The sequence below is a fragment of the Veillonella rodentium genome, assembly GCF_900187285.1.
Taxonomy (GTDB): domain Bacteria; phylum Bacillota; class Negativicutes; order Veillonellales; family Veillonellaceae; genus Veillonella; species Veillonella rodentium.
The window spans coordinates 662013-682716 of record NZ_LT906470.1 but is presented as its reverse complement, the minus strand read 5'-3'; the positions used below and the strand labels follow the sequence as shown (position 1 = coordinate 682716).

23 protein-coding genes are annotated in these 20704 nt (G+C 44.8%); 2 read left to right on the top strand and 21 right to left on the bottom strand.

The genetic code is table 11. The features are described from left to right. Positions 1–164: 164 nt before the first annotated feature. The 17 genes from CKV62_RS02995 to CKV62_RS02915 all read right to left on the bottom strand — a co-directional run bounded on the left by CKV62_RS02995 (position 165) and on the right by CKV62_RS02915 (position 13500). Positions 165–902: a YebC/PmpR family DNA-binding transcriptional regulator gene (locus CKV62_RS02995; RefSeq protein ID WP_038116900.1), complete on the bottom strand. Its 738-nt coding sequence runs from the start codon at positions 900–902 to the stop codon at positions 165–167. Positions 903–911: 9 nt separating this feature from the next. After that, a complete protein-coding gene (locus tag CKV62_RS02990) occupies positions 912–1484 on the bottom strand; it encodes an RNA methyltransferase (RefSeq protein ID WP_095065610.1) in 573 nt (190 codons plus the stop codon). 111 nt (positions 1485–1595) lie between these two features. Further along, positions 1596–2876 carry a glutathionylspermidine synthase family protein gene (locus CKV62_RS02985; RefSeq protein ID WP_095065608.1) on the bottom strand — a complete coding sequence of 427 codons (1281 nt, stop codon included), beginning with the start codon at positions 2874–2876 and terminating at the stop codon, positions 1596–1598. A gap of 14 nt (positions 2877–2890) precedes the next feature. After that, complete coding sequence (locus tag CKV62_RS02980) at positions 2891–3454, bottom strand: hypothetical protein (protein ID WP_095065606.1); 564 nt, start codon at positions 3452–3454, stop codon at positions 2891–2893. An 11-nt stretch (positions 3455–3465) separates the two neighbouring features. Continuing rightward, a complete protein-coding gene (locus tag CKV62_RS02975; RefSeq protein WP_095065604.1) occupies positions 3466–3897 on the bottom strand; it encodes a DUF350 domain-containing protein in 432 nt (143 codons plus the stop codon). Between the two features lie 10 nt (positions 3898–3907). After that, positions 3908–4993 (bottom strand): hypothetical protein, encoded by a 1086-nt coding sequence (locus CKV62_RS02970; protein ID WP_095065602.1) that lies wholly within the window; start codon positions 4991–4993, stop codon positions 3908–3910. A gap of 62 nt (positions 4994–5055) precedes the next feature. Next, positions 5056–5886, bottom strand: coding sequence for a tRNA (guanosine(37)-N1)-methyltransferase TrmD (gene trmD, locus CKV62_RS02965; protein WP_095065600.1), 831 nt, complete (start codon positions 5884–5886; stop codon positions 5056–5058). Positions 5887–6154: 268 nt separating this feature from the next. Then, a complete protein-coding gene (gene rimM, locus CKV62_RS02960; RefSeq protein ID WP_095065598.1) occupies positions 6155–6652 on the bottom strand; it encodes a ribosome maturation factor RimM in 498 nt (165 codons plus the stop codon). Further along, a complete protein-coding gene (locus tag CKV62_RS02955; RefSeq protein WP_038116924.1) occupies positions 6652–7059 on the bottom strand; it encodes a YlqD family protein in 408 nt (135 codons plus the stop codon). Before CKV62_RS02955 ends, rimM begins: the two co-directional genes overlap by 1 nt. A gap of 15 nt (positions 7060–7074) precedes the next feature. Then, positions 7075–7302, bottom strand: coding sequence for a KH domain-containing protein (locus tag CKV62_RS02950; protein WP_038116928.1), 228 nt, complete (start codon positions 7300–7302; stop codon positions 7075–7077). A gap of 21 nt (positions 7303–7323) precedes the next feature. Next, on the bottom strand, positions 7324–7587 hold the full coding sequence (gene rpsP, locus CKV62_RS02945; protein WP_038116931.1) for a 30S ribosomal protein S16: 264 nt from the start codon (positions 7585–7587) through the stop codon (positions 7324–7326). A 59-nt stretch (positions 7588–7646) separates the two neighbouring features. Further along, the gene (ffh, locus tag CKV62_RS02940) at positions 7647–8999 is read right to left on the bottom strand and encodes a signal recognition particle protein (protein WP_095065596.1); all 1353 of its coding nucleotides are present in this window, start codon (positions 8997–8999) and stop codon (positions 7647–7649) included. A 1-nt stretch (position 9000) separates the two neighbouring features. Then, on the bottom strand, positions 9001–9324 hold the full coding sequence (gene ylxM, locus CKV62_RS02935) for a YlxM family DNA-binding protein (protein WP_038116936.1): 324 nt from the start codon (positions 9322–9324) through the stop codon (positions 9001–9003). A gap of 121 nt (positions 9325–9445) precedes the next feature. Next, a complete protein-coding gene (locus CKV62_RS02930) occupies positions 9446–9826 on the bottom strand; it encodes a VOC family protein (protein WP_095065595.1) in 381 nt (126 codons plus the stop codon). Positions 9827–9976: 150 nt separating this feature from the next. Beyond that, entirely contained in the window at positions 9977–10468 is a 492-nt protein-coding gene (locus tag CKV62_RS02925) for a hypothetical protein (protein ID WP_157728912.1), read from the bottom strand. A 119-nt stretch (positions 10469–10587) separates the two neighbouring features. Beyond that, complete coding sequence (locus tag CKV62_RS02920; RefSeq protein WP_095065590.1) at positions 10588–11115, bottom strand: ECF transporter S component; 528 nt, start codon at positions 11113–11115, stop codon at positions 10588–10590. 213 nt (positions 11116–11328) lie between these two features. Then, positions 11329–13500: a heavy metal translocating P-type ATPase gene (locus CKV62_RS02915; protein WP_095065588.1), complete on the bottom strand. Its 2172-nt coding sequence runs from the start codon at positions 13498–13500 to the stop codon at positions 11329–11331. Between the two features lie 224 nt (positions 13501–13724). Between CKV62_RS02915 and CKV62_RS02910 the strand changes: the two genes are divergently transcribed. Then, positions 13725–14375 (top strand): YigZ family protein, encoded by a 651-nt coding sequence (locus CKV62_RS02910; protein WP_095065586.1) that lies wholly within the window; start codon positions 13725–13727, stop codon positions 14373–14375. 34 nt (positions 14376–14409) lie between these two features. Here the strand turns inward: CKV62_RS02910 and CKV62_RS02905 are convergent, their stop codons facing one another. Then, positions 14410–14595 (bottom strand): hypothetical protein, encoded by a 186-nt coding sequence (locus CKV62_RS02905; RefSeq protein WP_038116948.1) that lies wholly within the window; start codon positions 14593–14595, stop codon positions 14410–14412. Between the two features lie 194 nt (positions 14596–14789). Here CKV62_RS02905 and CKV62_RS02900 point away from each other — a divergent pair, with 194 nt between their 5' ends. After that, positions 14790–15680 carry a LysR family transcriptional regulator gene (locus CKV62_RS02900; protein ID WP_095065584.1) on the top strand — a complete coding sequence of 297 codons (891 nt, stop codon included), beginning with the start codon at positions 14790–14792 and terminating at the stop codon, positions 15678–15680. 102 nt (positions 15681–15782) lie between these two features. On the opposite strand, the gene CKV62_RS02895 is transcribed toward CKV62_RS02900, so the two are convergent. The 3 genes from CKV62_RS02895 to carB are packed head-to-tail and all read right to left on the bottom strand — an operon-like array spanning position 15783 to position 20704. Continuing rightward, entirely contained in the window at positions 15783–16733 is a 951-nt protein-coding gene (locus tag CKV62_RS02895) for a dihydroorotate dehydrogenase (RefSeq protein ID WP_095065582.1), read from the bottom strand. Continuing rightward, positions 16733–17500 (bottom strand): dihydroorotate dehydrogenase electron transfer subunit, encoded by a 768-nt coding sequence (locus CKV62_RS02890; RefSeq protein WP_095065580.1) that lies wholly within the window; start codon positions 17498–17500, stop codon positions 16733–16735. The genes CKV62_RS02895 and CKV62_RS02890 overlap by 1 nt, the downstream gene beginning before the upstream one ends. Before the next feature lie 3 nt (positions 17501–17503). After that, on the bottom strand, positions 17504–20704 hold the full coding sequence (carB, locus tag CKV62_RS02885; protein ID WP_095065578.1) for a carbamoyl-phosphate synthase large subunit: 3201 nt from the start codon (positions 20702–20704) through the stop codon (positions 17504–17506).

The window sequence follows — 20704 nt, the reverse complement described above, 5'->3', positions numbered from 1 at the left end:
GAAGATGGTTAATACTTGTACAACTAAGCACATAAAATAATAAACAATTAACCTTGGTTAGTAAACAACCCCCTAATGAAAGACCGATTTGAATCTACCATTAGGGGGCTGTTTATAGCCATCTACTATCTATGTGTAAAGACTATAGTTCTGACTGTATATTATTATTCTTCTTCATCATCCGGCAAAATACCATTATGATATACGTTCTGCACATCATCGAGATCATCGAGTACATCGAGCATCTTCTGCATTTTTACCGCATCATCGCCGGACAATTCAATAGTCGTATCCGGAATCATCGTAATCTTCGCCACTTCTGTTTCGATGCCCGCATCCGCAAGAGCCGCTTCCACCGCATCAAAATCTTCCGGTGTTGTATAAATCTCGAATACGTCATCTTCCGCCTTAAGGTCTTCTGCACCCGCATCAAGAGCGAGCAACGTCAGTTCGTCTTCGTCATGACCTTCCTTGTCAATAACGAAGACCCCTTTAGACTTAAACATCCAACCTACACAGCCGCTTTCACCAAGATTACCGCCCTGTTTAGAGAACGCATGACGCACATCTGCAGCGGCGCGGTTGCGGTTATCCGTCATCACCTCAACGGTAACGGCAACACCGGCAGGCCCATAGCCTTCATATACGATTTCCTCGTAAGCGTTCATATCCGTTGCGCCTACGCCTTTATCGATAGCACGTTGAATATTATCCTTAGGGATGTTATTTTCACGAGCTTTCTGAAGTGCTAATTTCAAGCGCATATTACCCGTCGGATCTGCACCGCCCATGCGTGCCGCAACAGTGATTTCACGTCCAATTTTCGTAGCCATTTTAGCCTTTAACGCATCGGTCTTACCTTTTTTATGTTTAATATTTGCCCATTTAGAATGTCCTGACATAGATGCCTCCTATTTATTCCACCATGCTTCACCCCGCAACCGATCAAGAATAATCGATACGGCACTACGCACGGATAAATGATTGTATTCACCGTGGCCATATATGGGTTCCAAAATATAGTCAAAGCTTTCCATCGTTTCTTTTGTCATACCATAACCGGTACCAAATAATACTAACACAGGGCGCGCCTCATTTTCAAGGTGTTCCCTCATACGCGCATAGGTAATTGTATTATCATACGTACGCGCGTCGGTCGTGGCCACAATCGGTTTCACACCTTCAATTTCCTCGATGCTACGCACCGCAACGGCAATAGAATTGACGAGTTCCACACCTGTGAAAGCATCCTTCCGATCAGGATTATAGGTACTGCCGAAGCCGGTTTTCCAATGTTCCATAATCGTTGCGGCCAGTTCTCGTTGCGCCGGTATATTGTGGATTACAAAATATTTAGATACATCATAGGTAATAGCCGCCCGTGCAATATCGTGAATATCATAATTCGTAATGGCCGTCGTAATCACCTCTTTATGCTTATTCATAATGGGATAATGAACGAGACCGATATATAAATTAGCCAAAGCCTTATACTCCTAGAAATCAAAAAAAGGGTGTATTGGTTCAAAAAAATCGTCTAAGTATCAAATAACATTAATAACATTTATTATCTATTATATTTAGATAATAAAAGCTTATTCTACTAAGAGCGGTACAAAATATGCCTCTGTACCCGCAATTTCCTCGGGTGAAAAACGGCAACCTACAGCCGATGCTCTATCCCCCAGCATAAAGCAAGACAGCGTTAAAAAGCCCTCTTTAACACCACTGTCCACGGTGTGAGTAAAATGTTTCTGATTTACAAAATCCTGATACATAACCTTTTTACTGTCACGACAGACTATATCATCATAATTATCTACGAACTTTTCCATATGAAGCTCAGCTTCAGCCCCGCGCTTCCGGACGACTTGTACATGTCGCCCTTCACGCCCCCAAATTTCCTTTTGAATATAAAGTCCATCATCAAGGGCTGAGAAATCACTTTCAAAATAGGACGGAGTCAGATAACGTTCTATAATTTCTCGCTCGGGCCCTGTAAAAAATTGGTTCGTTAAATATAAAGCATACACCAGGGACATAAACGACTTATTCTGCAATATAATCGCCTCCGGTGGATTGAACAGGTTAAACTTTCCTTCATTGTACAGATCCAGAAACATTTCACCTAACGGTTCTCCGTCCGGTGTAGTTTCATCAATCAAAAGTTCCATCGGATGCAATCGGTAAAGATTCGTTGCATGACGGCCATCAGGTAACAGAATACCGGCATCATCAATGACCATATCATAAAATGATAAAAATCGTACATCCGCCTCAGAGCAGGCGGTTTTCATAGCATTCATAAGGAACCTGGTAGTCCCGAAATCTTCTATATAATCATGAAAACAGGCAAATACAAAAGGATTTTCTTTAACGAGATTTGTCGTATTATGATTTTCACGAGACGTCGCCTGGTACACATGGCGCAAGAAACATTCTAATTCATAACGGGCATCTATATTAGGATCCGATTTATCAGAAAAGCGAGCCGCCACCCCGTTTGCATAATAACTTTCAATCAAAAAGCAAGGCGTATCCGCATTGATTTCCACCATGCGTAATCGCCCCCGTGTATCAAGTACGAAATCAAATCGAGATAACCACGTAGGCAAGCCCAATGGATTCCATCGATGAAGATAGGGAATCAGATTTTCCGGCATATCCATATTGAGGGCAAACTCATCAGGAGCCTGCTGGAACACCTTGGCGGCCTTACAGAATATCTGGAATAACATGCGCGATGCATGACGTATTTCATCATAGAACTCAGATGAAAAGAATTGTGCCGAAAGAGCCGGATAACGGTCATCATAGCCTTCATAATCTACAAATGGCAATATAGCGGTATCAAGCTCGTCAATATACGACTTCATACTATCGCCCTCCATTATGAACTGCCGGAGGAACGAACATCGGCACTGCCAAAACCGGATTTCTGACCTATCGAGGCCGCTTTCTTGCTTCTGCGATTTTCATAGTCTTTATAGATCCTTCGCCCAACGGAACTGTGCACATTCGATCCGGATGCCGTATATACATAGGGTTCCTCATAAGGTTTTAACGGTGCCGCCACGCGATAGGTCATAGTTTTTGCATCCATTCGAGCTTGCGGGGCATTAAAACCGTGAAATGCATAATACCCTGCCGCAATACCAGGTAAAAGCCCTGCCAGGCCCGCATCCCATACTAGATTCCCGCTATTATCACGGTGAAAGGTGACGGAACGATCGTCATCATATAAAGCTGTTTCTTTACCATCTCCATGATTCAATAAAGAATAGCGATTTCCCTGATTATCCTTTAATCGAACCTCTCCTTCATTCGCTTCCGGGTAGACTTTATCACAAACAGTATAAGAGATATCATTCCAGTATGAATACACACCGACGATACCCGCAACAGCGGCAAAGGCACTCGTTATGTATATCGTTTTCTTACTAGGCTTATACATAGGACACTCCCTTAGTGCACAGCACCGCTGACAACGAGGGCAAGACCTACAAAAATGCCGAATACGAGGATACCGGCAGCCGTGTTACCACGCATAATCTCTTCAGATAAATTATATTTACGATGCCACAAGTTAATAAACACATAACCGGTTACAAATAGCACGATACCGAGCACGGCATACACGATACTTGCTACCACACCATGCAGCAAAGAGGTATCCGCAGTGGTCACCGCAGGCGACATGATAACGGAGCGCAATATTTCACCGATACCGATAAATGAACCCGCTGAAAGCCATGCTACAGCACAGTTGCCGCGCTTGATTTCTTCACTGAATTTACCAGGTACAAAGAAATCGATAACTGTATTGGCGGTCAACATCAATAAAATACCAAAACAAGCGTAAAAAATCGTCAATAATACATCAGATATATAAATCATGGTAAACCTCCTAATATCGTAACTTCACATTCGAGTTCAATGTATTACTCGATGTGTTGGCTGTGCCTGTATTATATAAGCTGTCACGGCCTCGACTGTCCCGTTGTCGGATTATGAGCGCATAGGAGTCAAGTGTATGCCCCTTTGATACAGTGCGATTGATGATACTTTGATCCTCCTGTGTCAATTTCGACTGATCACACACCTTAACGCGCGTCTGTCCATCCGTATTGGTGATAATATACGCGGAGTCTTCTGAATAAAATACAATGACTTCATGCCCTTCTTGTAAGTCATCACCCTCATTTCTGATATCCCCCTGCACGGAGTCAATCAAATCTAATGCGGTACTGACAGGGTCTAAATTCGAAGTATACACGTCTCCACTGTCCGAATCCGTCTTCGTATAATACGCGGAGGTATCACTCATATGTTCCTTTACGGTATATGGGAATCCAAATGTACTACGTATACCATGCCATGAAAGGTCATGGTCGGAACCGACAAGGAAGAGCGTAAATAGTACACCATACCCTAGTCCAGCAGCCAATGCACCTATCCGTTTCTTTAAACGCTTATTACGCTTCTTTTCTCTTATAGCAACAGCTGCCGCATCATTACAGAGACGAATATTCATCAGAGGCACACGAGCCCCTTCGGCAAACATTTTTTCCCCTTTGAACCAATTTTCTTCAAAAAATACGCCGGCGCCGCCTTCACAAGGCAATTGATATTCCTTATACCCGGCCCGATCACCCACAGAGGCACCACTTTCGCCATCAACCTCGACAACCTTTTCTAAGCCGATTTGATGTAACGTAAAACCCTTTCCCGGTCGTTTATGATAGCTCGTTCTAGAAACGGTGCACCATTCATTATCATTATATTCAATGGTTACCCATATTTTATCCGTCCCCTCTACAGCCTCGAGTCCATATTCATGCCAATAATCACCGGGTGACTTTTGCATAGACGGCTTGGCTTTGTAAGACTGCTCCTGATCCGCTTTCGGAATAATCTCAACATATTTAATTTTTTCAGTAATTATATAACGACTGCCCTGAACCTCCAGGACATCATAACAATTAAACTCCATAAACAACCTCGCCAGAGTAGCCCTAACAAATTCATTTAAAATTGTTCACTACAGCTGATCGCTTAATCAGACAGCTGTTCCGATTCTTCCGCCATAATTTCTTTTAAAATCTTACGCTCTTCTTTTGTTAACGGCCGTTCTAACAAATCGGGACGCAACAGACGGGTTCGCTTTAACGATTCCTTTTGACGCCATGCGGCGATATTTTTATGATGACCGCTTCGCAACACATCCGGAACCGTCCAACCTCTAAACTCCGGTGGCTTCGTATACTGCGGTGCTTCTAACAAAGGCTCATAAAAGGAATCCTCCTGAGCGCCTCCGGCCGCGCCGAGAACGCCCGGAATCATACGCGCCACCGCATCCGCTACTACCATCGCCGGCAGTTCGCCACCCGTCAGTACATAATCACCTATAGAAATCGTTTCATCCACTAAATGCTCTTCCACGCGATAATCGACACCTTCATAATGTCCGCATACGAGTACAAGTTGATCATATGTTGCCAATTCGCGTGCCTTCTCCTGTGTAAACGGAATGCCGGTAGGCCCCATGAATACGATGCGACGACGTATATCTTTATTCGGAGTTCCGATCAAACTCATTTCATCACAAACTTCAGCACGATCAATGAGATTAAGGGCATTAAATTTACTTTCATAGGTACCGATAACAGATTCAACAGCCTCAAAAATAGGAGGCGCCATCATGAGCATACCCGCCCCGCCACCGTATGGCGTATCATCCACCTGGCCATGTTTATTATGACTGAATTCTCGAGGATTCGTCACGCCCATGGATAACCGTTCCGCCTCGATAGCCCGCTTGATGATGGAATGACTAAAAAAGGCATCAAAAAATTCGGGAAATAATGATACGATATCGATTCTCATGGTGCCCCCTTTATCAATACACACAAGATTTAATGTACGTCAAATTCATATAAGATTTCCTTGAATCAGCTTATACCTTCGATTATACATATACTTCATACACACCCTTTAAGGCGTCCATCTACATACTCTATCATAATATTATACTCTATCTACATATAGCTATTTCATGATGTATTGACCATATAGCCGATGATTGTGCAGCCTCATACAGTCTGCTTTCACCATAAAACACCTATATATGGATAAAGCAAAGCCGCCCAAAGGATTATATCCATTCAGGCGGATCTACGATCATCAACTGTCGGTCCATATCGATGTCCTTAATAACATCCTCTATAGCCGCAAACAATTGATCCGGTTCCCCTTCTTTGGAAACCACATATACATCATTAGCACCGGGCTGCAACACATCAGTCACCGTGCCGAGCACATTTCCCTTTGTATCTTGTACCTCAAGACCGATAATATCAAAAATGTAATAACGACCCTCAGGCAATTCCACCAGATCCTCACGGCGAACTTGAATTTCTTTCTTACTGAATAATTCAGCCGCATTACGGTCCGGAATTTCCTTAAAGGATGCTAATACATATTGCTTGTGAAAGCGGGCGGATGCAACGTGGTATTCTTTACCATCGATGTAACAGGCATCCATATTCATAAACCGCTCAGGAAAGTCGGTTCGAGGCATAATACGAAGATCACCCCGCACGCCGTGCGGGGCGATGATAACACCTATTGTGATGAAATCGTTATGCTTCATTATTGACGAAACGCAACGATTTTACCGTCTTCTAATAGGATTTCAGCGCCCATCAAGGCATCCAAATCATCCCCGAGTTTAACGGTAACCGTTTGCTCCAATGTGCCTTGAGTAATTTCAGTTCCCAAGCTTAATTCTTGAGCCTCTTTCAATTTAGCTGTTACTTCTTCTTTGAAAGCCAAGCGTTTGTTTTTCTCTTCGTCGATTTGTTGACGAATCGCAGTAAGACTTGTGGCATCAACTTTAGCCGCATCAGCTAAAATACGTTGCGCCTGAAACTCGATTTGTTCCAAATCTTTATTCACCATATCCAGGCGAGTTTCAAGATCTGCTGTAATCTTCGCTTTCAAGTCTTCTGTTACTTTTGCTTTTACTGCTACAGGGACACGTAATGTTATTTCTTCCATTCTGATTACTCCCTTTTACACAATATCAACAGATATTTTTTTGTTCTCTTTAATAGCCGCCGCTTTAACAACGGAACGTATGGCCTTTGCTATGCGTCCTTGTTTTCCGATAACTTTGCCCATATCCTCCGGGGCAACGTGAAGTTCATAAACCTCTATATTGCCCTTTTGAACCATGGTAACAGAAACGGCATCAGGCTGCTTCACCAATGATTTTGCAATTAATGAAATTAATTCTACCATCGCAGTATGCCTTTCTATTAATTACTTTTTAGCGTCAGCAAATTTTTGCATAACGCCTTCTTTTTTGAACAAGGAGCGAACAGTGTCAGTAGGCTGAGCACCTTTAGCTAACCAAGCCAAAGCTTTTTCTTCGTCTACATTAACGATAGCCGGATTCTTTGTAGCATCATATTGACCGATTGTGTCAACAGGACGGCCTTCACGTGGAGCACGGGAATCAGCAACTACGATACGGTAGAAAGGAGCCTTTTTAGCACCTAAACGAGTCAAACGAATTTTTAACATGTGAAATTCACCTCCTTATACTGATATGACTGGACAGGTTCAGCGCCCCTGTCCATGTATTACATAAACGGTAATTTAGGCATCTTAGGTAAAGCGCCCTTACCGCCTCGTAACCCTTTCATGCGCTTCATCATCTTCCGCGCTTCTTCAAATTGTTTCAACAAACGATTTACATCTTGTACCTGTGTACCCGAACCTTTCGCGATACGCTTGCGACGGGATCCGTTGAGTATGTTCGGATTCTCCCGCTCCGCTGCGGTCATGGATGTTATGATGGCCTCTATGCGACGCACCTCTTTACTGTTCAGATCAAGATCCTTTAATTGATCCTTAACCTGACCCATGCCCGGCAACATGCCGATGATATTCTGCAACGGCCCTAACTTTCTCACCTGATTCATCTGTTTCAGGAAGTCATCCAAGGTGAAATTGTTTTTTGCCATTTTCTTGGCCATTTCACGGGCTTCTTCCTCGTCGATGGCGCCTTGCACATTTTCAATCAGTGTTTTAAAGTCGCCCAGGTCGAGAATACGGGAAGCCATACGATCCGGATAGAATACATCGAATCCATCCATCTTCTCGCTGACACCGGTGAACTTGATCGGCAAGCCCGTTACAGCCTTGATGGATAATGCCGCACCACCGCGGGCATCGCCATCGAGTTTTGTGAGAATAACACCGTCAACGCCCAATTTTTCATTGAATGTCTGAGCCGTCGACACCGCATCCTGACCGATCATGGAGTCCACAACAAGCAGGATTTCATGAGGTCGGACAGCCGCTTTGATATTGGACAGTTCCTGCATCAAAGGCTCATCAATCGCCAGGCGACCTGCTGTATCGATGATAACAACATCCTTTAACATATGCGTGCTTTGCTCCACAGCGCGACGAGCGATATCCACCGGGTCAGCACCCGGAGTTTCATCCGCAAAGACAGGAATATCGATCTGTTTACCGACCACCTGTAACTGCGTAATCGCCGCCGGACGGTATACATCGGCCGCTACGAGCATCGGATGCTTACCTTGCTTGCGAAGGTATACGGCTAACTTCCCGGCCGTCGTCGTCTTACCGGCACCTTGCAGACCGACCAACATGATAATCGTCGGCGGTTTGCTGGAAATCATGATACGACTTTGCGTACCGCCCAATAACTCCGTCAACTCATCATTTACGATCTTAATAACCGTTTGAGCCGGATTCAGGGAACCGAATACCTCTTCACCGAGGGCTTTTTCTTTAATGGATTTAACAAAATCCTTTGCCACCATGAAGTTAACGTCCGCCTCTAAAAGAGCCGTTCGCACCTGACGCAACGCAAGATTGACATCGTCTTCTGTAATTTTGCCCTTCCCCTTTAAGGATTTGAAGGCGTCTTGCAGCTTTTCCGATAAACTATCAAATGCCATATTATCCCTCCATTTGCGTCAATAACTGTTGTACCCGCGGTTGTGAAAGCACATCCGTGGGCAACGTACTTTTTAATTCTTTCAGCACCTGCTCACGCGCTTCATATTGCGCCACCAAATGTAATTTACTTTCATATTCATTCAAGATGTGTCGAGCCCGCTGTAAATTATCGTGTACGGCCTGACGCGACACACCCAGTTCCTCGGCAATCTCGCCGAGAGACATATCATCTTCATGATGAAGCTGCAAGGACAACCGCTGCTTGTCCGTCAACAAGGGCCCGTAGAAATCCAAGAGCAAACTTATGAGTACTCGTTCCTCCATTTGGCCACCTCCATCACTGTCAAGTTATATTGCTTTACATATGATACAGTAAAAAAAATCGTGTGTCAAGTAAATTTACTTAACACATCTAATTGTACTATATATATTTACTCTAACGTCATCATTTTCCATATTGACAAAGCTCTACCAAATTCCCATCCGGATCTCTCAGATAAATACTTTGCATTTCGCCTCGTGCGCCATGTCGAACAACGGGGCCTAACTCAATAGGGTACCCTTTACGCTCAATCTCTTTTTTTACGGATGATATATCCTCATCTACAATGAAACAAATATCTAGGCTACCGTTAGTAGGATTGGCAGCTGCCGGTAAAAATTCCGCCGGTTTAGTATGAATATTAAGTTTCTGATTACCGAAATAAATTGCATAACGTCCGTCACGGTGTACAACATCCATGCCAATTATATCACCATAGAAATGAATACAACGATTAATATCAGCAGTTGTAATCACAATATGATCCAGCCCTATAACTTCCATGATAACCTTCTATTCTCATTAATATACATGTCTAAAATTTCACTTATAACTTCTCAAACACCTTATAATATCAAAATCACTATTCAAACATATTTAATTAACTTATCAACAATGAGATAAAACATTAAAGCAAAAATACGATTAATTATATTAAGGCAACATAAAATTATATACAGTCCCAATATAATCATCATGAGACGGTTTTGTTGATTGTATATAATCTATTATCTTCCAGTCTCCATTATCATTTAATACACTAACTCTACATATGCTAACATATTTAACCAACTCATCTTGATCATCATACAAAATAAAATCGACATATATGATTTTGTCATCTATCAAATCCTTCGCTTGATTAATAACATATATTTTTTGATTCCATTTCTGATTAGGTTCGTAAAAAGATTTAGTTTTGATAGACAAATTATTGTAAATCTCCTCACTCATATATTTAGAAACCGATTCATAATTTTCATTTTTAGAAATCGCTTTATTTAAAACATCATCACAATGTACATATTCTACATAAGAGGGATTATGTAATTTCTCATATAATCTTATAGAACCTAAAATATTATTATTTTGATAAACTAACAACAATATCATAAATATACTAATTATCAAAAAAAATTTTTTCACATTTACACCCATTAAATACTTTATAAAAATCTTTCCCTTTATAGTTACAATAATAACACATTAACAATATTAATATATTTATAGAGAATCAAAGTAACAAGTTTAAATCATTCATATGATTAATTTTTCGTAAACAATCTCCGCACTACAGCCTGTAGTTTCGGAGTCAACACAATGGCGACAACAATCCCTGCCGCACTGGTGATCAAGGAGTATTGAATCTTGCTTGCCGCCACAACGGCGCTTTCAAGAACAAACCACCAAGCAAGGAAATAGCCAAATGCAGTCCAAAGAGCACCGATGATAAGTGCCACGAGAATGCGCCCGAAGGACGCCATCGGTTTATTGACAGACGGCGGCAAATAACCGGCTGTCATTCCGCCTACGATAAATCCGGCTATCCCCTTGATAAAAAAGGAAAATACGATGTATTGCGTATGTCCGCCGAATAGATCAAATAAAGCCGACCCGATCGCTGCGCCCAGGCCGCCATACAAACCGCCGAATAAAATAGACGTCGTAAAAAGCGCCGCCGATCCGAGATGCACCATGGCACCGCCGGGAATTTCAACGCGTATCGTCGTAGCTACGGCACATAGAGCTGCGATAAAACCGATATATACAATATCACGGGTATTTAATTTCATATGTAAACGCCTCTCTTTTTATATAATTATCCTATTATTAACTATATTCAGTATACCAAATCATACACGCTCTAAAAATACCGAGTTCATAGGAATTAAAAACACCTATGCGATTGCATTCGATCATTAAGACCGACAGTCGCATAGGTGTTCTTTATTAAAGTAATCTCATCGGCATATGAAGCATATCCTATCCCCACATCGTTCTCCGGCTCATATCTTAGCCCGTTTTAAACGAAGCGAATTACTTACGACCGTTACAGAGCTGAACGCCATCGCCGTACCGGCAATCATAGGATTTAAAGCCCCCACAGCGGCCAACGGAATACCGATACAGTTAAAAATCAACGCCCAGAACAAGTTTTGCTTAATATTCGTCATGGTCTTGCGGCTGAGGCGTACGGCCTGCACCAGTGTATGTAAATCATTTCGTACGAGAACGATATCCGCCGCTTCTACAGCGATATCCGTACCGCTGCCGATGGCAAACCCGATATCCGCCGTCACAAGGGCCGGCGCATCATTGATGCCGTCCCCGACCATACCGACCACGAGGCCTTTATCTTGTAATTCTTTGACCTTGCTTGCCTTGTCCTGTGGTAATACTTCTGCGATGACATGGGAAATCCCCGCCTGTTTCGCAATGTATTCCGCAGTACGTCGATTGTCGCCCGTAAGCATCCATACCTTGATACCTTGAGATTGTAATTCTTTCACTACGGAAACGGTTTCAGGACGCAACTCATCCTCTACGGCCCAAAGTGCGGTAATCACACCGTTTACGGCCAACAACGAAACGGAGGCCCCCTGCGATTCATAAATGAGTATATCCTCTTCAACAGCACTCAAATCATAGCCTAATTCCGTCATCCAGCGACTATGCCCCAGCTGGACGGACACACCTTGATATGAGCCTTGTAAACCTTTTCCCGGCACATCTGCAAAGGATTCCAGTTCTACACCGGACTTATAGCCACGATCCTCACCGTAATACACCATAGCCTTCGCAATCGGATGCGATGTACCTTGTTCAAGGCTCATCATGAGATTCATATTGCGCGCTTCATCGCCGCTATAATTTTTGAAAGCCGTCACATCGAGAACACCTTGTGTGAGTGTGCCGGTCTTATCCATAACGACCGCATTCAGTTTCCCCGCTTTTTCAAGATATTCCGCACTTTTAATGAGAACGCCATACTCCGCCCCAAGTCCGGATCCGACCATGATCGATGTCGGTGTCGCAAGGCCCAAGGCGCATGGGCAGGCGATGACGAGAACAGCCGTCGCATTGATAAGAGCCACATTGAGGCTGTCGCCCATGATAAAATACCATACCAAACCGGTCAATACGGCAAGGCCGATAACGGTCGGTACGAAATATTGTGCCACCACATCGGCAATACGTTGTATCGACGCCTTCGATGTTTGCGCTTCCTCCACGACCTTGATGATTTGAGACAGCATCGTATCGGAACCGATGCGTTTCGCTTCCATTGTAAAAGCACCGCTCAAGTTAATCGTAGCCCCGATGACCTCGGATCCGACCTGTTTTTCTACAGGCAAGCTTTCACCGGTGAGCATCGCCTCATCCACGGTAGAGTAACCGTCCGTCACAATGCCGTCTACAGGAATTTTTTCACCGGCCCGCACCTGAACCACATCTCCGGCCACGACCTTTGATGCGGGGATATCCACGAATTCCCCGTCCCGCAATACGTGAGCCGTCGCCGGTTGCAAGGCGATCAATTTCTGAAGAGCCTCAGATGTACGGCCTTTCGCGATTTCCTCTAACAGTTTACCGAGGAGGATAAATGTGATAAGCCATGCGGAGGTTTCAAAGTAGATGCCGTGAGCCCCCAATTCCGGATGAAATTGCCAGTTATAAATACTGAAAAGATACGCCACCGATGTGCCCATCACCACGAGAACATCCATGGTAAGCGCCCCATTTTTGACAGCGCTCCACGCACTCTTATAGAACATGAGTCCCGGTCCGAACTGAGCAATAGTAGCAAGGACAAACTCCACCCATACCGGTAAAGCCTCAAATCCGAAGCGATGCAATGTCATGTTAATCATCATCGGTATCGCCATACATGCGGCTATGACAAGTCGGATGATATGAGGTTTTAAATTCACCTTTTCAATTTCCTGTTTTGTTTCATCCGCTTCAGTCGCTCCAAATCCGATATTTGTAATGGCATCGATAATCTGTTGCGGTTCTACGTTTGCGCCGTCCGCATATTCCACACTGCCCTTACGCGTCAACAGATTGACTTTCACGGAGGCTACCCCGTCAACCTTGGACACCACATTTTCAACCCGCTTGACGCAGGCCGCACAGTGCATCCCCGTAATATCAAACTCTTGTTTTCTGCCGCTCATATATACACTTCTTTCTTCTATCTATAACGGTATTCACATTAAATGAATATATGCTTACATATAATTAATTGTAATTTTATAATAACACAGATTCTCACTTAGTCAATATCCTACTAAATATACAGGGTTATTCTTTCAGCCTATACATAGTCTTCATAAATAGATTATAATAAAGTGATGATGAATGAATAAATATATAGATTGATTCTTAAGGAGGTGAATATATGTCAGAATCAACGATCCCTACCATGGAGTTTACCTCTGTCGCCAAAGAATTCCGTCACGAGTATATAGTTGAAAAGTCACGTTTTATTACGACCGTCTCTCCTTGTACGACGGAGACCGAAGCACAAAAATTTATCGCCCGCATTAACAAGGAATTCTGGGATGCCCGCCACAACTGCACGGCCTTTGCCATCGGCCCGAAACAGGAACAACAACGTTCCTCCGATAACGGAGAACCGTCCGGCACGGCAGGTAAACCGATGTTGGAAGTACTCAAGAAAACGGGTATTACAAACGTGGCCGTCGTGGTCACACGCTATTTCGGCGGCATAAAATTGGGTGCAGGCGGTTTGATTCGGGCATATTCACACTCCGTTGCGGAAACATTGCGTCTTGCACCGAAAGAACTGCATACGACACGAGCACAACTGCAGGTGACGATTGATTACCCTTTATATGGTGCAATAGAACGATATTTACAGGATCAACAGTTCCATTATGATGCCTTATTCAACGAACAGGTAACATTGACGATTTTAGTGCCCCCTGATGATATGGAGCGGGTACAAAAAGAGCTCCAAGACCTCAGTCATGGAGCTGCAACTTGCGAAATATTAGATTCTATTGAAGTGGTACTGCCGTTAAACTAAACGATTACAGCTGATACAAAATCAAATGTAATGATTAGCCGCTATGGCGACCTAAACTTAAAACACCCTGCCCTAGTTGACGACGTTTTTCGGAAGTCAACGGATGAGGCCATACCCGTTCCAATTGTTTTTTACGATTAACGGAATTGTGTGCAGTCATTAACTTACGTGCTTCCCAATTACGCATTGCCTGTTTTAAAGTTCTTTTTACTACGCCCATAATAGTACCCACTTTCTTGCTCACAGAAACGCATTAAAAATTTTGATGAGATAAACAAAACTTTTTATATTGATTTTGTTTTGTATCTCGTTTCTGCTGTATAGTATATATAGCTTTCTGTAAAATGTGAAATAACGATTGTTTTGTCAGTTATAAATTTTTATTATCTGTTTTATGTATAATAGGGAGATTACATGGATACATCTTATTACCACAACTTTATTACCCTCGTTCAAACTGGCAATATGACACAGGCTGCAGAAATTCTGCATATTACACAGCCCGCTTTAAGTAAACAGTTAAAGTATTTAGAGGCTGAGTTCGGAGCGCAGCTCATCAATATCAAACGGGGACAACGAGGAACTAATTTACAGCTCACCGATGCAGGCAAGATTTTCTATGAAAAAGCGCAGCAACTATGCTCGATTGAAGAATCCACGTACAATGCGGTTCAGCAGTTAAATTCACGCATTGAGGGCACATTGCGTATCGCAACGTCCGCCTCCCGATCTACGCCGATTGTACAACAGTACTTGCCGGCTTTTTCCATAAAATATCCATCGGTACACTTTGAAATCTACGAAGGACTCATGACAAATGTTGTGAGCCAACTCATCAACGGCAGTGCCGAGCTGGGCATAGCCAATATTCAAATGGTCGATACTGACAAATTTGACATTCTCCTCACGCAGGAGGAACATTTATATGCTATATTCCGACGCGATGTATTCTGGACCGATCGAGAACACGATACAATCACATGGGATGACATCAAAAAATGTCCTCTCTCGCTCTCAGGCGGCTCGGTACGTATGATTATACAATCAAGCCTGACAGACATGACGCAACTGAACGCTATCGCTATTACGACCACCAAAAGTTCCGCCATCGAATGGGCATCTTCTGGACGTACCGTATCACTCGTTCCGATGGATGCGAAGGAAATGATCAACCACCGCAAAATGGCTCGTATTAAATTACCTGAATTCTCAGGGGACTTTAAAAAGGCATTCATTACTCTTAAAGGACACTCGCTTTCCCCTGTGGCGCAACAATTTATCGACTTCTATAAAGCCTATGTATAACAGCATTCGCCGATTAATTAATCCTAAGCCAGACGATATGAGGATAATAAAAGACCTAGTACATTATATACTAGGTCTTTTGTTATGCCCAAAATTTCCGGTTTAAGCATCATGAACAGCCCCGACGATATCGCTGATGCTGTTCAGGTTATATCGTTCTACATAATCGCCCATTTCTCGTGCAATCCGTCCGATTGCCGTCGGATCCACCATGGTGGCGGTTCCCACCTGAACGGCACAGGCACCGGCCATCATGAACTCGACGGCATCCGTTCCCGTCATGATGCCGCCCAAACCGATAATCGGAATGTTCACGGATTTATAGACCTGATGCACCATGCGAAGTGCCACAGGTTTTACGGCAGGCCCCGAGAGTCCTCCATAGATATTCCCCAGCACCGGTTTACGACGATGAATATCGATAGCCATACCCAAGAGTGTATTGATGAGGCTCACCCCGTCGCCGCCGCCTGCTTCGACGGCCTTTGCGATTTCCACGATATCCGTAACATTAGGTGAAAGTTTTACAATAACCGGCTTGTTCGTCACCTTACGAACCGCCTTCGTCACCTGCTCCACCACCTTCGGATCGACACCGAAAGCCATGCCTTCACAAGCGACATTCGGACAGGATACATTGACTTCAAGACCGGCAATACCGTCTACGGAAAGGGTCTCCGCCATCCAGGCGAATTCCTCGATGGTTCCGGCGGACATATTCGCCAATAACGGCACATCGTATTGCTTCAAGGTAGGCAGAACATCCGATACAAAATGCTCCGCACCTGGATTTTCAAGTCCGATACAGTTCAACACGCCGGACGGCGTTTCCGAAATGCGGGTCCCCGGATTACCGTGGCGTCCCTTCGGGGTCAATCCTTTAACGGAAATGGCCCCTACCTCATTACTGAGATCCAGATAGCCTGCATATTCCGGTCCGTTCCCGAATGTACCGGATGCGGCGATAACAGGATTCTTCATCTTAATTCCGCAATAGTCCACGGCAAGCTTCGGATTTGGTCTAACAGTGTTATTTAAATCGCGTTCACTCATTAAAAGAACACCTCCTCAGCGGGGAATACGGGACCGTCTTTACATACTTTGTAGCGTTTACCTCCTGCCCCGTCACAAGCACAACCGAGACAACCGCCGGTACCGCAACCCATGCGCTCTTCCAATGAAACCTGGCATGGCACGGAAAGATCGCGCGCCACCTGGGCAACACCTTTCATCATCGGCGTAGGACCGCAGGTCATGACGGATGTAAAGGTATTCGCACGGATCAGTTCAGGCATGACAGCCGTCGGAAAGCCCTTCGTACCGACACTGCCGTCATCAGTTGTGATATGTACTTTCACGGGCGTATCGGCAAACAGATCCGCCCAAAATGTTTCCGATTCATTTCTGAAGCCTAAAATCACCTGCGCCTCTTCATCCGCGTTCAGATGAGAAGCGATGCACAGCATCGGTGCAATACCGACACCACCGCCTACGAGAAGCATATTCTCGGACGTTATAAAGGGTTCACCCAAAGGCCCCAGACAGTCCAGAATATCCCCGGGCACGAGACGAGTCATAATATCCGTTCCCGCACCTACGACGCGGTACAAAAGGGTAATTATTCCTTTTTCCGCATCAAATCCGGCATAGCTGATAGGACGACGCAACAACGGTGCCGTAGAATCTGTAACACGCACATTACAGAACTGCCCCACCTTGGCCTCCGCCGCCTGTTTCGGTGCATGGACATTCATAATCCATACATCGGAACCTATCTGCTCATTGCGAACGACTTCGCCCTTTTCCACATAACCGCTCATGTTTTACTCCAATTCAAAATCCTGTAATGCCTCTACATTATAATTTGCATTATTCTTACGATTTGCCACAACACGCAATACTTCACGAGCCGTATCGAGACTTGTTAAGCAAGGTGTCCCCATTTCTACGGCGAGACGACGCAACTGAAAGCCTTCCCGTTCAGGACGTTTACCTGCCGTCAATGTGTTGAGCACAAGGTCAACCTTGTCCTGACGGATGTGATCCGCACAGTTATCACTGCCTTCGGAGATTTTATTAACCACCTTGCAGTCAACGCCATGGTCTTTAAAGTATTTACCCGTACCGCCCGTCGCTTCGATATGATAACCCAATTCGATAAAGCCTTTTGCCAACTGACTGGCTTCCTCTTTATCGCGATCCGCAACGGTCATAAGAATCGTACCGTCCTCAGGAATACGCATATTAGCGCCGTTGATAGCCTTAAACAATGCCTCCGAGTACGTACGACCGATACCCATAACTTCACCGGTGGACTTCATTTCAGGACCGAGAGCGATTTCTACGAGCCCCATTTTGGAGAACGAGAAGACCGGCACTTTTACGGCCACATATGGTTTATTCGGAACGAGACCTAGCGGCAAGCCTAAATCCTTTAAGCTTTCACCGAGGGCGATACGCGTCGCGCATTCCACCATATTGATGCCTGTAACCTTGGAAATGAACGGCACCGTACGACTGGAACGAGGATTCACCTCGATAACATGCAATGTGCCGTCAGCCACGATATATTGAATATTAAGGACACCCTTAACATTGAGGCCGATTGCGATACGACGTGTATAATCAACAATTTGATCGATGATATCCTGACTCAGATGTTGTGTCGGATATACGGCCATGGAGTCACCGGAGTGAACACCGGCGCGTTCGATCTGCTCCATAATCCCCGGAATACATACATCGGTACCGTCGGAAATAGCGTCAACCTCTACCTCCATACCGACCATGTAACGGTCGATGAGAACCGGATGTTCCTTCGAAGCGACTACGGCTTCTTTCATATATACGTCGAGTTCTTTATCGTTATATACGATTTCCATCGCACGACCGCCCAACACATAGGAAGGACGGACAATCAACGGATATTGCAATTTCTTAGCCGCCGCTTGCGCCTCTTCATCGGACGTCACAAGAGCCCCTACAGGACGGGAGATGCCAAGTTTCGCCAACAATTCATCAAAGCGTTCACGGTCTTCCGCCATGTCGATACTGTCCACGGAGGAGCCGAGGATTTTTACACCCCGTTCAGCCAACGGTCCCGCCAAGTTAATCGCCGTTTGACCGCCGAATTGAGCGATTACGCCGATAGGATTTTCCTTTTTGATGATTTCCATTACATCGTCCACGGTTAACGGCTCGAAGTATAGAGAATCGGATGTATCAAAGTCGGTTGAAACGGTTTCCGGATTGTTGTTGATGATAATCGATTTATAGCCCGCCTTGCGAAGCGCCCAGGAGGAATGCACGGAGCAGTAATCAAATTCCACGCCCTGACCGATGCGGATCGGACCGGAACCGAGAACCACAACGGATTTATCCCCTAGAGGCCGCACCTCATCCTCTGTTGCATATGCAGAGTAGTAGTATGGCGTGTGCGCTTCAAATTCGGCTGCACATGTATCTACATATTTGTAAGTAGGAACGATATTCCATTCCTTGCGTTTCGCTTGTACTTCGTCCGCTGTCGTATGTGCATAACGGGCGATGACGGAGTCGGTCATGGAGTAGCGTTTTGCCTTACGCAACACGTCCTCGGTCAAACCGTTTTCAGCTAACGCTTTTTCTACAGTTATGATATTCTTGATTTTTTCAATGAAGAATTTATCAATTTTTGTAATATAGTGAATTTTTTCTACGCTGATGCCCTTGCGGAGTGCTTCGGCTACAACGTAGATGCGTTCATCATCTACAAGATGCAAACGTTCAATCAATTGCTCCATAGATTCGTGGGCGATCTTTTTAAGTTCGATATGGTCTAATCCGATTTCCAGAGAACGGATCGCCTTCAGCAGAGAACCTTCCAAAGAACGGTCAATGGCCATAACCTCGCCGGTCGCCTTCATTTGAGTCCCCAATGTTCGGTCAGCCAAATTGAATTTTTCAAAAGGCCAACGCGGGAATTTGGTTACCACGTAGTCAAGCGTCGGTTCAAAGCACGCCTTGGTTTCACCTGTTACAGCATTCGTAATCTGATCAAGTGTCATACCGACCGCGATCTTTGCAGCCACCTTTGCAATGGGGTAGCCCGTCGCCTTGGATGCCAACGCGGAGGAGCGGGATACACGAGGATTTACCTCGATAACGATGTACTCGTTGCTGTTCGGATTCAACGCATACTGTACATTACAACCGCCTTCGATTTTCAGATAACGGATGATATCTACAGATGCGGTACGAAGCATCTGGTATTGAATATCGTTCAAAGTCTGACTTGGCGCCACGACGATGGAATCGCCCGTGTGCACGCCTACAGGGTCGATGTTTTCCATGTTACATACGATGATACAGTTATCCGCACTGTCGCGCATCACTTCGTACTCGATTTCCTTCCAGCCCGCAACGGAACGTTCCGCCAGGATCTGATGGATTGGTGAAAGTTTCAAACCGCGACGTGTAATTTCATACATTTCATCTTCATTGTGTGCAATACCGCCGCCGGTACCGCCCAATGTATAAGCCGGCCGAATGATGATCGGATAACCGATACGGTTCGCAAAAGCTACGGCCTCCTCAAGGTCGTTAAAAATGTCCGATTCAGGAACCGGTTGATTGATTTCCTTCATCGCTTCCTTGAAGAGCTCACGGTCTTCCGCCTGTTTAATGGCCTCTAATGTGGTACCGAGCAACTGCACGCCGTATTCTTTTAAAACACCCGCTTCGGACAGTTGTACGGCCATATTAAGTCCCACCTGACCGCCTAATGTCGCCAAGAGCCCCCAAGGACGCTCCTTTTTAATGACCTCTGTAACAAATTCAAGACTGATAGGCTCCACGTATACGCGGTCCGCAATATCCGTATCCGTCATAATCGTAGCCGGATTGGAGTTAACCAAGACTACTTTGTAGCCCTCTTCACGAAGGGAACGACAGGCCTGTGTACCGGCGTAATCAAACTCCGCCGCCTGGCCGATGATAATTGGCCCAGAACCAATTACGAGTACCTTTTTTGCTTCTGTGGTCAT

Coding starts and splice junctions, on each gene's coding strand:
- CKV62_RS02985 (WP_095065608.1), bottom strand. CDS start 2,876: ATGAAGTCGTATATTGACGAGCTTGATACCGCTATATTGCCATTTGTA.
- ylxM (WP_038116936.1), bottom strand. CDS start 9,324: ATGGAGGAACGAGTACTCATAAGTTTGCTCTTGGATTTCTACGGGCCC.
- rimM (WP_095065598.1), bottom strand. CDS start 6,652: ATGAAGCATAACGATTTCATCACAATAGGTGTTATCATCGCCCCGCAC.
- rpsP (WP_038116931.1), bottom strand. CDS start 7,587: ATGTTAAAAATTCGTTTGACTCGTTTAGGTGCTAAAAAGGCTCCTTTC.
- CKV62_RS02975 (WP_095065604.1), bottom strand. CDS start 3,897: ATGATTTATATATCTGATGTATTATTGACGATTTTTTACGCTTGTTTT.
- CKV62_RS02915 (WP_095065588.1), bottom strand. CDS start 13,500: ATGAGCGGCAGAAAACAAGAGTTTGATATTACGGGGATGCACTGTGCG.
- CKV62_RS02970 (WP_095065602.1), bottom strand. CDS start 4,993: ATGGAGTTTAATTGTTATGATGTCCTGGAGGTTCAGGGCAGTCGTTAT.
- CKV62_RS02890 (WP_095065580.1), bottom strand. CDS start 17,500: ATGAGCGGTTATGTGGAAAAGGGCGAAGTCGTTCGCAATGAGCAGATA.
- CKV62_RS02910 (WP_095065586.1), top strand. CDS start 13,725: ATGTCAGAATCAACGATCCCTACCATGGAGTTTACCTCTGTCGCCAAA.
- CKV62_RS02920 (WP_095065590.1), bottom strand. CDS start 11,115: ATGAAATTAAATACCCGTGATATTGTATATATCGGTTTTATCGCAGCT.
- CKV62_RS02930 (WP_095065595.1), bottom strand. CDS start 9,826: ATGGAAGTTATAGGGCTGGATCATATTGTGATTACAACTGCTGATATT.
- CKV62_RS02895 (WP_095065582.1), bottom strand. CDS start 16,733: ATGAGTGAACGCGATTTAAATAACACTGTTAGACCAAATCCGAAGCTT.
- ffh (WP_095065596.1), bottom strand. CDS start 8,999: ATGGCATTTGATAGTTTATCGGAAAAGCTGCAAGACGCCTTCAAATCC.
- trmD (WP_095065600.1), bottom strand. CDS start 5,886: ATGAGAATCGATATCGTATCATTATTTCCCGAATTTTTTGATGCCTTT.
- CKV62_RS02900 (WP_095065584.1), top strand. CDS start 14,790: ATGGATACATCTTATTACCACAACTTTATTACCCTCGTTCAAACTGGC.
- CKV62_RS02905 (WP_038116948.1), bottom strand. CDS start 14,595: ATGGGCGTAGTAAAAAGAACTTTAAAACAGGCAATGCGTAATTGGGAA.
- CKV62_RS02950 (WP_038116928.1), bottom strand. CDS start 7,302: ATGGTAGAATTAATTTCATTAATTGCAAAATCATTGGTGAAGCAGCCT.
- CKV62_RS02980 (WP_095065606.1), bottom strand. CDS start 3,454: ATGTATAAGCCTAGTAAGAAAACGATATACATAACGAGTGCCTTTGCC.
- carB (WP_095065578.1), bottom strand. CDS start 20,704: ATGACCACAGAAGCAAAAAAGGTACTCGTAATTGGTTCTGGGCCAATT.
- CKV62_RS02995 (WP_038116900.1), bottom strand. CDS start 902: ATGTCAGGACATTCTAAATGGGCAAATATTAAACATAAAAAAGGTAAG.
- CKV62_RS02955 (WP_038116924.1), bottom strand. CDS start 7,059: ATGGAAGAAATAACATTACGTGTCCCTGTAGCAGTAAAAGCAAAAGTA.